The 12,258-nt window shown below is 56.9% G+C and carries 9 protein-coding genes and 1 pseudogene; all 10 read right to left on the bottom strand.

Annotated features, from left to right (window positions below):
• Window positions 1-15: 15 nt before the first annotated feature.
• Window positions 16-1,351: pseudogene (locus U9O48_RS00250) on the bottom strand (MFS transporter).
• Window positions 1,352-1,525: 174 nt separating this feature from the next.
• Window positions 1,526-2,674 (bottom strand): galactonate dehydratase, encoded by a 1,149-nt coding sequence (gene dgoD / locus U9O48_RS00245; RefSeq protein WP_324723266.1) that lies wholly within the window; start codon window positions 2,672-2,674, stop codon window positions 1,526-1,528.
• On the bottom strand, window positions 2,671-3,288 hold the full coding sequence (locus U9O48_RS00240) for a 2-dehydro-3-deoxy-6-phosphogalactonate aldolase (protein ID WP_285157746.1): 618 nt from the start codon (window positions 3,286-3,288) through the stop codon (window positions 2,671-2,673). The genes dgoD and U9O48_RS00240 overlap by 4 nt, the downstream gene beginning before the upstream one ends.
• Complete coding sequence (locus tag U9O48_RS00235; RefSeq protein ID WP_324723265.1) at window positions 3,272-4,150, bottom strand: 2-dehydro-3-deoxygalactonokinase; 879 nt, start codon at window positions 4,148-4,150, stop codon at window positions 3,272-3,274. The genes U9O48_RS00240 and U9O48_RS00235 overlap by 17 nt, the downstream gene beginning before the upstream one ends.
• Window positions 4,147-4,836: a D-galactonate utilization transcriptional regulator DgoR gene (dgoR, locus tag U9O48_RS00230; RefSeq protein WP_095284130.1), complete on the bottom strand. Its 690-nt coding sequence runs from the start codon at window positions 4,834-4,836 to the stop codon at window positions 4,147-4,149. The genes U9O48_RS00235 and dgoR overlap by 4 nt, the downstream gene beginning before the upstream one ends.
• 223 nt (window positions 4,837-5,059) lie before the next feature.
• Complete coding sequence (gene yidA / locus U9O48_RS00225; protein ID WP_282494056.1) at window positions 5,060-5,872, bottom strand: sugar-phosphatase; 813 nt, start codon at window positions 5,870-5,872, stop codon at window positions 5,060-5,062.
• A gap of 172 nt (window positions 5,873-6,044) precedes the next feature.
• Window positions 6,045-8,459, bottom strand: a complete 2,415-nt coding sequence (gene gyrB / locus U9O48_RS00220; protein ID WP_285146281.1) for a DNA topoisomerase (ATP-hydrolyzing) subunit B — start codon at window positions 8,457-8,459, stop codon at window positions 6,045-6,047.
• 28 nt (window positions 8,460-8,487) lie between these two features.
• The gene (recF, locus tag U9O48_RS00215) at window positions 8,488-9,561 is read right to left on the bottom strand and encodes a DNA replication/repair protein RecF (RefSeq protein ID WP_282494058.1); all 1,074 of its coding nucleotides are present in this window, start codon (window positions 9,559-9,561) and stop codon (window positions 8,488-8,490) included.
• Window positions 9,561-10,661 (bottom strand): DNA polymerase III subunit beta, encoded by a 1,101-nt coding sequence (dnaN, locus tag U9O48_RS00210; RefSeq protein WP_282494059.1) that lies wholly within the window; start codon window positions 10,659-10,661, stop codon window positions 9,561-9,563. The genes recF and dnaN overlap by 1 nt, the downstream gene beginning before the upstream one ends.
• Window positions 10,662-10,665: 4 nt before the next feature.
• Window positions 10,666-12,060: a chromosomal replication initiator protein DnaA gene (dnaA, locus tag U9O48_RS00205; RefSeq protein ID WP_324723263.1), complete on the bottom strand. Its 1,395-nt coding sequence runs from the start codon at window positions 12,058-12,060 to the stop codon at window positions 10,666-10,668.
• Window positions 12,061-12,258 lie beyond the last annotated feature (198 nt).

Here is a 12,258-nt window from a genome sequence, read left to right as displayed (position 1 = left end):
AAGCATCGCGAAGATTTAGCCTACTCGTTTAACATCGCCCACCAGCAGGATGTAGGAGAGCGCACCAATCAGGGTGATGACGGAGATGTAGGTCAGGGCGGGCGCAAAGCCGTGCGCCTGCGCCAGATAGCCAATCACCAGCGGCACCGTGATACCGCCCAGACCACCGGCAAAGTTAAACACGCCGCCGGTGAGGCCAATCAGGCGCATCGGTGCCAGCGAGGAGACCAGCGACCAGGTGATCGACGCAAAACCGTTGCCGAAGAAGGCGACCGCCATCAGCACGGTGATCCACACCGGGTCATTGGTGTAGTTCGCGCCCATGATGCAGGTGGAGATCAGCAGGCCGAAAATAATCGGCAGCTTGCGCGAGAAACCAATTGAGTAGCCTTTGCGCACTAACCTGTCGGCAATCCAGCCGGACAACAGCACGCCGACAAATGCCGCCAGGAACGGCACCGTGGTCATGAAACCGGCTTTCAGCGCGGTGATGCCTTTTTCCTGAGTCAGGTAGTTCGGGAACCAGGTCAGGAAGAACCACAGGGTGGAGGCAATCGCGAACTGACCCAGGTAAACGCCCACCAGCTTGCGATGGAACACCAGTTTCCAGTCAGCTTTGGTCAGCGGCGCGCGGACCTTGTTTTCGATCTGTGCATCGCCGTCCACCAGACCGCCGCCCTGTTCAATGTAATCCAGCTCCGCCTGAGTGATACCCTTGGTTTTGCGCGGGGCCTGGTAAACTTTATGCCAGATCAGCGCCCAGATGATGCCGATCCCACCGGTGATGATAAACACCCAGTGCCAGCTCAACATCTCCTGGATCCAGATCAGTAGCGGCGTCAGGAACGCCAGGCCGACGAACTGCCCGGAGGTGTAGAACCCCACCGCCGAGGCGCGTTCTTGCTCCGGGAACCAGCTCGTGACCATGCGGTTATTGGTCGGGAAAGCGGGCGCTTCGAAGACGCCGGTAATGGCGCGCAGACCAATCAGCGACAGCAGACCGGTGGCAAAACCCTGTAACAGCGTCGCAACGGACCAGCCGAAAATGGCAATGAAATAGGTGGTGCGGGAGCCCAGGCGGTCCAGCACGCGTCCGCCAGGGATCTGGCAAATAGTGTACATCCAGGCAAACGCCGAGAAGATGTAGCCCATCTCCGTTTTCGAAATGCCAAACTCTTTCTGAATATGCGCGGAGGCCACGGCCAGGTTGGCGCGGTCGACGTAGCAAATCACTACGGTAATAAAAATCATCAGCAGCGTCAGGTAACGACGACGGCCTGTTTTTGCGGTAGTCACAGAAATATCCATTAATCTGTCTCCAGATTTTGGGCATAGCGATACACGTCACCATGCCCTGTAAGTTACAGAGGGTGTGTGAAAAATATTGTTTTAGCTTTTTAATGCTCTAAATAGTTCGTGTTGCGAGAAGGCGGCAAGATTGCAAATCCCCAGGAGCTTACATAAGTAAGTGACTGGGGTGCGCAATCGCAGCCAACGCACGCGCAGCGCGAAATATGACGAGCATTTACCACTCGGCGACGGAACCGTCCTCATATCGCCACAGCGGATTGCGCCAGTCCGGCGCCTGCTTGCTCATTTCGATGACTTTGGCTTCGTCAATCTCCACGCCCAGGCCCGGTTTGGTTAACGGTTTGAAGTGGCCGCCTTCCATGTTGAAGTCTTCTTTGTTTTTCACAAAGTCGAGCAGCTCTGCGCCTTTGTTGTAGTGGATGCCCATGCTCTGCTCCTGCAACACCGCGTTGCGGGAAACAAAGTCAATATGCAGACAGGCAGCCAGCGCGATCGGTCCGAGCGGACAGTGCGGTGCCAGCGCCACGTCGTAGGCTTCGGCCATCCCCGCGATTTTGTAGCACTCGGTGATGCCACCCGCGTGGGACAGATCCGGCTGCAGAATCGCCAGACCGCCCGCTTCCAGCACCCGTTTGAACTCGAAGCGCGAGAACATACGTTCGCCCGCCGCGATCGGAATATGGGTTTGTGCTGCCAGCTTCGGATAGTACTCAGCCTGCTCCGCCAGCACCGGCTCTTCGATGAACAGCGGACGGTAAGGCTCCAGCTCTTTGATCAGCACTTTCGCCATCGGCGCGCTGACGCGACCGTGGAAATCGAGGCCAAACTCAATCTCATTGCCGAAGGCTTCGCGGATTTGCGCCACGGTATTGACGGCGTTATCCACCGCGCGGGAGTTATCAATCACGCCCATCTCTTCACAGCCGTTAAGCTTGAAGGTATCAAAGCCGATTTTACGCAGGGTTTTGATCCCCTCGATGACCTCAGCCGGACGGTCACCGCCGACCCAGCTGTAGGCTTTGATTTTGTCGCGCACCAGGCCGCCCATCAGCTGCCACACCGGCGCGTTCAGCACTTTGCCTTTGATATCCCACAGCGCCTGGTCGATACCGGCGATAGCGCTCATCAGAATCGGGCCGCCGCGGTAGAAACTGCCGCGGTACATTACCTGCCACAGATCGTTGATACGTGCCGGGTCCTGGCCGATCAGGAGTTCGCTCAGCTCATGCACTGCCGCTTCCACGGTGCGCGCGCGGCCTTCAATCACCGGCTCGCCCCAGCCAACGATGCCTTCATCGGTTTCAATTTTCAAAAACATCCAGCGCGGGGGTAAACGGTAGGTGGTGACTTTCGTAATTTTCATTTCGTCGCCTCCCGGTACGCTTTAACGAACGCGGCGGCCTGCGCTGCGGTACGTTCAACGGACTGCCCGGCACGATACAGATCGCTGCCCAGACCCGCCCCGGCGCAGCCAGCGTTAATCCACTGCGCCATGTTTTCTGGCGTCACACCGCCGACGGCAAAGACCGGGACGTCAGCCGGAAGCACCGCTTTCAGCGCTTTGATGTAATCCGGGCCGAAGGCCGACGACGGGAAAATTTTCAGCGCCTGAGCGCCTGCGTCCAGCGCGGTAAAGGCTTCTGTCGCTGTCGCACAGCCTGGGCAGACGGTCATGCCGTAGCTCACTGCGCGGCGGATCACGTCCGGCTGAATGTTGGGCGTGACGATAAGCTTGCAGCCCATGTTGGCGAGCTGATCGACCTGCTCGGGTTTCAACACCGTACCTGCGCCAATCAGCGCTTTATCGCCATACGCATCGACGACCGCCGGGATGCTTTTTTCCCACTCCGGCGAGTTGAGCGGGATTTCCACCGCGTCAAATCCGGCGTCGATGACGGCACCGACGTGCGCCAGCGCTTCGTCCGGCGTGATGCCGCGTAAAATCGCGATGAGAGGGAGATTAGTTTGCCACTGCATGAGCGATGCTCCTTATTCCTGCCTGAAATGCCACGTCGCCTTCAACCACTGCCGCTTCACGACCAAAGGCGCGGAACGCCTGCTGGTAGCGAGCGGCTAATGCTGAACCCGCGACAAGGGTGATGGCCTGCTGCCCGGCGAACTGTTCGCCCAGGGTGGCGACTTCGGCACCAATCAGCAGACCGGAGAGAAATTCGCTGACCTGTTGACGCGGGAGATTTCCCAGCACGTGTGAGGCGCGAACTTCAAAAAGTTGTGGCAGAACGGCAGGCGAGGCGAGACCGCGCGTCAGCCCGGCAGCAAAGGCCTCAGGAGACGATTCCTGTTCTGGCAGGCCCGCGCCCACCAGCGAATGACGCAGCAGCAGGTGATGCAACTCACCCGTCATCACGGTACGAAAATCGTGGATTTGCTGCGCGTCGGCCTGCACCCATTTGCAGTGCGTTCCGGGCATGACATAGACAGAAGAAGGAGAAAGGGTGCGCGCGCCGAGCAGCTGTGTCTCTTCGCCGCGCATCACGTTGTGGTTATCGTCACGGGAGACACACAGCCCTGGAATGATCCAGATATTGTCGCCAACGGACGTTAACTTCTGACCAATGGCGTCGAAATGAGCAGGAACCGGCAAATAAGGGGCAACCTTCCAGCCCACGTTACTGCCGACCATTCCTGCCATCACCACCGGGGTGGTGCCTTCGCGCCAGTTTTCTGTGACTTCTGCTAACACCGCCTGCGGGGATTTGCCGTTCAGCCGCGTGACGCCTGCTTCGGACTGCCTGCTCTCCAGGCATCTGTCGCCTTCATACAGCCAGGCGCGCAGATTGGTCGATCCCCAGTCGATGGCGATGTAGCGAGATGTCATGTGATTTCCTTTAACCTTCGTGTCGAGCTGGCGATCATATGGAGCGCCGCCTGCTCTGCCGCATTGCTGTCCTGATGCCGTATCGCATCGAACAGCGCTTTATGTTCCTGGAGCGTCTGGGGCATGTTGGCCTCATCACCCATCCAGGTCCGTTCAAATACTGCGCGCTGTAGCGAGCTGATGGCCACGCTAAGCTGCTGTAAAACCGGGTTATGTACCGACTCCAGCACCGCCTCGTGGTAGCGGATATCCGCTTCGTTAAAGGCATCCCGGTCCTGGTTGTTGGCGATCATGTCGTTGAGCGCCGCTTCAATCTGCGCCAGGTCACCCGATGTCGCCCGTTCCGCTGCCCAGCGGGCAATGGCCGGTTCCACCAGGTTACGCACCTCGCTCATCGCCCCGATGAGCCGCGGGTCGTAGTCGTTCTCCAGCACCCACTGCAGAACGTCGGTATCGAGGTAGTTCCACTGGTTACGCGGCGCGACAAAGGCCCCGCGATAACGCTTCATTTCGATCAGCCGTTTCGCCATCAGCGAGCGAAAGACTTCGCGGATGATGTTGCGCGAGGTTTCAAACTCCTCGCACAGCTCTGCCTCGGCGGGCAGCGGCGAACCCGGTACGTATTTTCCGCTGACAATTTGATTGCCCAGCGTAATGACGATGCGGTCGGTTTTATTGAGAGTCATGGAGAGTCCTGATTTCGTTTTATCCATCACTACTTTACCGCGACCGCTGAGTTTCGCCTCACTTTTGCAGTACAAACGTGAGGCCTTTCGTCAATTCCATGAACGCATCGTAGTACAATCATATTGTGTTGCACTACAATCCAGATCACAAAAAGAACAATGCAGCGAACAACAGGCAAAAAAAAGCCCCGGTAGATAACCGAGGCTGATGGATGAGCAGTGATTAATTCAGCACAAACTTCTCGATAGCGTAGGCCACGCCGTCTTCAAGGTTCGATTTGGTGACGAAGTTAGCCACCTCTTTCACGGACGGGATCGCGTTTTCCATCGCCACGCCCATGCCTGCGTATTCGATCATGGCGATGTCGTTTTCCTGATCGCCTAAGGTCATGATCTCTTCCGGCTTAATGCCCAGCGTATCGGCCAGCGATTTCACGCCGGTGCCTTTATTGACGCGTTTGTCGAGGATTTCGAGGAAGTACGGCGCACTTTTCAGCACGGTGTATTTCTCTTTCACGTCCGCCGGGATGCGGGCGATAGCCTGGTCCAGAATCGCGGGCTCATCGATCATCATCACTTTCAGGAACTGCGTGGCAGGGTCCATATTTTCCGGCTCGCAGAACACCAGCGGGATGGTCGCCACAAAGGATTCATGCACCGTGTAGTAGCTGATGTCGCGGTTCGCCGTGTAGAGCGTGTTGCGATCGAGGGCGTGGAAGTGAGAACCCACTTCGCGGGACAGTTTTTCCAGATACAGGTAATCGTCATAGCTCAGCGCCGTTTGCGCGACGGTGCTGCCATCGCTGGCGTTCTGCACCAGCGCACCGTTGTAGGTGATGCAGTAATCGCCCGGCTGTTCCATGTGCAGCTCTTTCAGATAGCTGTGCACACCGGCATACGGACGACCCGTGGTCAGCACCACGTTCACGCCTTTCGCGCGGGCGGCGGCAATCGCGTTTTTAACGGCAGGAGAGATGGTGTGGTCTGGCAGCAGCAGCGTGCCGTCCATATCGATTGCAATGAGTTTGATGGCCATGAGATCCCCGATTTAAATGAGTCTGTCCTCATGCTAACGCGATTCCGCACAGAAAACAGTAAAAGAGTCGTGGATAAAGGGGGATGGGGTTTAGAGGGGGATTCCTCTTTTGCGGGCAAAGAAAAGCCCGGCGGCGCTACGCTCACCGGGCCTGCAAAACCGACTGCCTGAATTAAATGTCGATATTCGCTGCTTTCAAGGCGTTCTCTTCGATGAAGGCGCGGCGCGGCTCAACGGCGTCGCCCATCAGGGTAGTGAACAGCTGGTCAGCGGCAATCGCATCTTTCACGGTCACGCGCAGCATGCGACGGCTTTCCGGATCCATGGTGGTTTCCCACAGCTGATCCGGGTTCATTTCGCCCAGACCTTTATAACGCTGAATGGAGAGACCACGACGGGACTCTTTCACCAGCCAGTCCAGCGCCTGCTCGAAGCTGGCCACCGGCTGACGACGTTCGCCACGTTCGATAAACGCGTCTTCTTCGATCAGGCCGCGCAGTTTCTCGCCCAGGGTGCACAGACGACGGTATTCACCACCGGTCACAAACTCGTGATCCAGCGGATAGTCTGTGTCCACGCCGTGCGTACGTACGCGAATGATTGGCTCGAACAGGTGCTGCTCGGCGTTCTCGCGAACGTCAAACTGCCACATGCTGCCGTGCTGCTCGCTTTCGTTCAGCTCGGTCACCAGGGCGTTCACCCAGCGGGTCACGGTCTGTTCGTCGCTGAGATCGGCTTCAGCCAGCGTCGGCTGATAAACCAGCTCTTTCAGCAGCGTGCGCGGGAAGCGACGCTCCATACGACCGATCATTTTCTGCGTTGCATTGTACTCAGAGACCAGTTTTTCCAGTGGCTCACCCGCCAGCGCCGGAGCGTGGGCATTCGCATGCAGGGTTGCGCCATCCAGTGCGATGGAGATCTGATACTGGTCCATCGCTTCGTCGTCTTTAATGTACTGTTCTTGCTTGCCTTTCTTCACTTTGTACAGCGGTGGCTGGGCAATGTAGATGTGGCCGCGCTCAACGATCTCTGGCATCTGACGGTAGAAGAAGGTCAGCAGCAGGGTACGGATGTGAGAACCATCGACGTCCGCATCGGTCATGATGATGATGCTGTGATAGCGCAGTTTGTCCGGGTTGTACTCGTCGCGACCGATGCCGCAGCCGAGCGCGGTGATCAGCGTCGCCACTTCCTGAGAGGAGAGCATCTTGTCGAAGCGCGCCTTCTCAACGTTGAGGATTTTACCTTTCAGCGGCAGAATCGCCTGGTTCTTACGGTTACGGCCCTGCTTCGCAGAACCGCCCGCGGAGTCCCCTTCCACCAGGTACAGTTCGGAGCGAGCCGGATCGCGTTCCTGGCAGTCCGCCAGTTTGCCCGGCAGACCGGCCAGATCCAGCGCACCTTTACGGCGGGTCATTTCACGGGCTTTACGCGCCGCTTCACGGGCACGCGCCGCATCGATAATTTTGCCGACGACGATTTTCGCGTCTGACGGGTTTTCCAGCAGGTATTCGCTCAGCAGTTCGTTCATCTGCTGCTCAACCGCGGATTTCACCTCGGAAGAGACCAGTTTGTCTTTGGTCTGAGAGGAGAATTTCGGGTCCGGCACTTTCACGGAAACCACAGCAATCAGGCCTTCACGGGCATCGTCACCGGTGGCGCTGACTTTCGCTTTTTTGCTGTAGCCTTCTTTATCCATGTAGGCGTTCAGGGTACGGGTCATCGCCGTACGGAAGCCGACCAGGTGGGTACCGCCGTCGCGCTGTGGAATGTTGTTGGTAAAGCAGTAGATGTTTTCCTGGAAACCATCGTTCCACTGCAGCGCCACTTCCACGCCGATACCGTCTTTTTCGGTGGAGAAGTAGAAGATGTTCGGGTGGATCGGGGTTTTGTTCTTGTTGAGGTACTCAACAAACGCCTTGATGCCGCCTTCATAGTGGAAATGATCTTCTTTACCGTCGCGCTTGTCGCGCAGGCGGATGGAGACGCCGGAGTTCAGGAACGACAGCTCGCGCAGACGTTTTGCCAGGATCTCATATTCGAAATCGGTCACGTTGGAGAAGGTTTCGTGGCTCGGCCAGAAACGCACGGTGGTCCCGGTTTTTTCCGTTTCGCCAGTCACAGCCAGCGGGGCCTGCGGCACGCCGTGGGTGTAAACCTGGTGATGAATTTTGCCTTCGCGGTAGATGACCAGCTCCAGCTTCTGCGAGAGGGCGTTCACAACGGAAACGCCCACGCCGTGCAGGCCGCCGGAGACTTTATAGGAGTTGTCATCGAATTTGCCGCCTGCGTGCAGGACGGTCATGATCACTTCCGCGGCGGATACGCCCTCTTCCGGGTGAATGCCGGTCGGGATACCACGGCCATCATCCTGTACGGAAACGGAGTTATCGCCGTGGATGGTGACGATAATATCTTTACAGTGACCCGCGAGCGCTTCGTCGATAGCGTTATCCACAACCTCGAATACCATGTGGTGCAGACCGGTGCCGTCATCGGTATCGCCGATATACATACCTGGGCGCTTACGCACCGCATCCAGCCCTTTCAGGACTTTGATACTGGAGGAGTCATAAGAATTCGACATCAACGTTTCTCGCTCATTTAATCTTGGGTTAATCCGTTATTTTACCCTTTTCCACGGTGAACATCTTCGAATTTTTGTCCGACATGTCCATAACGTGTTCAGCGCTAATGGCGCTGACGAAAACCTGCGACTGCGTGGCTTTTAAGCGGCTGGCAAGCAGCGCGCGCCGCGCGTCGTCGAGTTCCGAGGCAAAATCATCTAATAGATACAGGCAACGTCGCCCACTCTCGCGAGTTAAAAACTCGCCCTGCGCCAGGCGCAGTGCGCACATCAAAAGCTTGAGCTGCCCGCGCGACAGGGTGTCTTCCACCGGCGCGCCGTCGGCACGAATGCGGAAATCCGCTTTGTGCGGGCCGTGTGCGGTGTAGGTCAGCATGCGGTCGCGCTCGAAGTTTCTCTCCAGCACTTCGGCATACTCCGTCTCTTTCTCCCAGCCGCGCTGGAAGGAGAAAGTCAGAGAGAACTCGGGCAAAAACTGTTTGCAGGTATCAGCCATGTCTGCGGCGATACCGGCGCTGTATTCGGCACGCCAGCGGCTGATTTGTTCCGCAAGCGGAATCAATTCCATATCCCACGGGCGCAGCTGGGCATAGCGGGTGACCTGGCGCAGCGCGGCGTTGCGCTGTTTGAGCAGCCGTTTCAGGTTGCTCCAGGCGGTAAAGAAACCCGCTTCGTTGTGAAAGCATCCCCAGTCGAGGAAAGCTCTGCGGTATTTGGGGCCGCCGTTGAGGAGCGTAAACCCTTCCGGCGTGATCAGCTGCATGGGCATCAGCAGCGCCAGTTCGGCCACTTTGTGGCCGTCGGTGCCGTCGATACGCACTTTGCTGTCGCCCAGCTTGTCTTTCGTCAGGCCAATCGAGGTTTCACGCTCGCTGCCCTGCAGTCGTCCGTGCAGCACAAATGCATCCTGCTCATGACGAATAACGCGACCAATCTGCAGGCTGCGAAACGCGCGGCCGTGACCGAGCGTGTAGATGGCTTCCAGCACGCTGGTTTTGCCGCTGCCATTAGCGCCAACCAGGAAATTAAAGCCGGGGGATAGAGCGAGATCCGCGCTTTCGATGTTGCGAAAGTCGCGGATCAGCAAGCGGGTGAGCGACATTACAGTCTCATTGGCATGACAACATAAGCAGCCGACTGTGACGCGGCATCTTCAATCTGTACGCTGGAAACAGAATCGGTCAGCAGAATGCGTACGTTTTCGCATTTCAGTGCATTAAGCACATCCAGCACGTAGCTGACGTTGAAGCCGATTTCCATTTCGGTCCCGGCGTAGGTGACGTCCAGAATTTCTTCTGCCTCTTCCTGCTCCGGGTTGTTGGCGGTGATTTTGATCTGGTTTTCACTCACGTACAGGCGCACGCCGCGGAACTTCTCGTTAGAGAGGATCGCCGCACGGGCAAAGGCCTGTTTGAGGATATCGCAGCCCGCTTCCAGCGTTTTGTCCGGGTTCTTCGGCAATACGCGGCGATAATCCGGGAAACGACCGTCAACCAGCTTCGAGGTGAAGATAAAATCGCCGACGTGAGCGCGGATGTTGTTGCTGCCGATCTGCACGCGCAGCGGAGTATCACCGCCGTCGAGCATACGCATCAGCTCAATCACGCCTTTACGCGGGACGATCACCGAATGGTTTGGCAGCGTCACGCCAATTGGCATGGAACAGACTGCCAGACGGTGGCCGTCTGTCGCCACGGTACGCAGCTCTTCACCTTCGGTTTCGAACAGCATGCCGTTTAAATAGTAGCGAACGTCCTGATGCGCCATCGAGAACTGGGTCGCTTCAATCAGGCGTTTCATCGTCGCCTGCGGCAGGGTGAATTCGACTTCACTCTGCCAGTCGTCCAGGTTCGGGAAGTCGGCAGCAGGCAGCGTTGAGAGCGAGAAACGGCTACGGCCAGAGCGCACCAGAATACGGTCGCCTTCCAGCTGGACAGCTATTTCCGCGCCTTCCGGCAGCCCACGGCAGATATCAAAGAACTTACGCGCCGGAACGGTGGTAGCACCCGCATCATGCGGTTGAGAAAGCGACACGCGCGCGACCATTTCCATTTCGAGGTCTGTCCCGGTCAGCGACAGCGTACCGTCAGCGACCTGAAGCAGCAGGTTTCCAAGAATAGGCAGTGTCGGGCGGCCACCTAACGGGCCACTCACCTGTTGCAGCGGTTTTAATAAATGTTCACGTTCAACGGTAAATTTCATAGCATCACGATGATAATGTTCTGATTAAATTGGAGAAATCTTCTTTTATGTCGTGGCTTTCTTCGCGTAACTGCTCAATCTTGCGACAAGCGTGCAGCACGGTCGTATGGTCACGGCCACCAAACGCATCACCGATTTCCGGCAGACTGTGGTTGGTTAATTCCTTCGCCAGCGCCATCGCCATCTGACGCGGTCTCGCCACCGAGCGGGAACGACGTTTAGACAACAAATCTGCCACTTTGATTTTGTAGTACTCGGCCACGGTCTTCTGAATATTGTCGATCGTGACCAGTTTTTCCTGCAACGCCAGCAGATCGCGCAGCGCTTCACGCACAAAATCGATAGTAATCGCCCGGCCAGTAAAGTTGGCGTTGGCGATCACGCGGTTCAGCGCGCCTTCGAGCTCACGCACGTTTGAGCGTAGACGCTTGGCAATAAAGAACGCCACTTCACCCGGCAGGCGAATGTCGTTCTCATCGGCTTTCTTCATCAGGATCGCGACGCGGGTTTCCAGCTCCGGTGGCTCGATCGCCACGGTCAGGCCCCAGCCGAAGCGGGATTTCAGACGATCCTCAACACCGTTGATCTCTTTCGGGTAACGATCCGAGGTTAAAATGATCTGTTGATTGCCTTCGAGCAGGGCGTTGAAGGTGTGGAAAAACTCTTCCTGGGATCGTTCTTTATTGGCAAAGAACTGGATGTCATCGATCAGCAACGCATCAACGGAGCGGTAGTAGCGTTTAAACTCTTCGATCGCGTTGTTTTGCAGGGCTTTTACCATGTCCTGAACGAAGCGCTCGGAGTGCATATACACCACTTTCGCATTGGGCTTGCGCGCCACAATGCCGTTACCCACCGCGTGCAGCAGGTGAGTTTTACCCAGACCAGTGCCGCCATACAGGAACAGCGGGTTATAGGCGCCGCCCGGGTTGTCCGCAACCTGACGGGCCGCCGCACGGGCCAGCTGGTTCGATTTACCCTCAACGAAGTTATCGAAGGTGTGCTTCACGTTAACGTTGGAGCGGTAGGTCGGTTCAGCCGGAGCGGGAACGTTGTCCCAGCCAGAACGAGCGGGCTGAATGATACGCGGTGTCGGGACGTGGATCTGGGCCGGAGCCGCGACGTTTACCGTCTCTCTGACGGTTTGCGTAACCGGTTTGGTACCGACTTCAAAACGCAGCAGCGGGGCATCAGTGCCGCAGAAATCATTGAGCAATCCATTGATATTATTTAGGTATTTATCCCTTACCCAATCGAGCACGAAACGGTTTGGCGCATACAAAGCCAGCGTGTTATCGCTCAGTTCCGCCTGCAACGGGCGGATCCACATACTGAATTCTGTGGCTGGTAACTCATCCTGCAATCGGGCAAGACATTGCTGCCAAAGCGAAAGTGACACGGCGGACTCCACTCGAACAATAAAAGAAAGATACTGAATATTCGTGATTGTTGGCACACGTCGACAAGACCCTGTGCAAAGGGTGACGTGCGAATTGCTATCTGCAATTTTACCTGACCAGACCCCATTGGATCCCGATCAGGACCGCGGATCATAGCCTAAACTGAGCCAGAGATCTTCTGTTTCTCACAGATTCTT

This window comes from Lelliottia sp. JS-SCA-14 (assembly GCF_035593345.1).
In the GTDB taxonomy this organism is placed as follows: domain Bacteria; phylum Pseudomonadota; class Gammaproteobacteria; order Enterobacterales; family Enterobacteriaceae; genus Enterobacter; species Enterobacter wanjuensis.
Note: the sequence above shows the minus strand (reverse complement) of the source record. Positions and strands in the feature narration are given on the sequence as shown.

Excerpts from the sequence above, each read along its gene's own strand:
- dgoD (WP_324723266.1), bottom strand. The coding sequence starts at position 2,674 with ATGAAAATTACGAAAGTCACCACCTACCGTTTACCCCCGCGCTGGATG.
- U9O48_RS00240 (WP_285157746.1), bottom strand. The coding sequence starts at position 3,288 with ATGCAGTGGCAAACTAATCTCCCTCTCATCGCGATTTTACGCGGCATC.
- U9O48_RS00235 (WP_324723265.1), bottom strand. The coding sequence starts at position 4,150 with ATGACATCTCGCTACATCGCCATCGACTGGGGATCGACCAATCTGCGC.
- dgoR (WP_095284130.1), bottom strand. The coding sequence starts at position 4,836 with ATGACTCTCAATAAAACCGACCGCATCGTCATTACGCTGGGCAATCAA.
- yidA (WP_282494056.1), bottom strand. The coding sequence starts at position 5,872 with ATGGCCATCAAACTCATTGCAATCGATATGGACGGCACGCTGCTGCTG.
- gyrB (WP_285146281.1), bottom strand. The coding sequence starts at position 8,459 with ATGTCGAATTCTTATGACTCCTCCAGTATCAAAGTCCTGAAAGGGCTG.
- recF (WP_282494058.1), bottom strand. The coding sequence starts at position 9,561 with ATGTCGCTCACCCGCTTGCTGATCCGCGACTTTCGCAACATCGAAAGC.
- dnaN (WP_282494059.1), bottom strand. The coding sequence starts at position 10,661 with ATGAAATTTACCGTTGAACGTGAACATTTATTAAAACCGCTGCAACAG.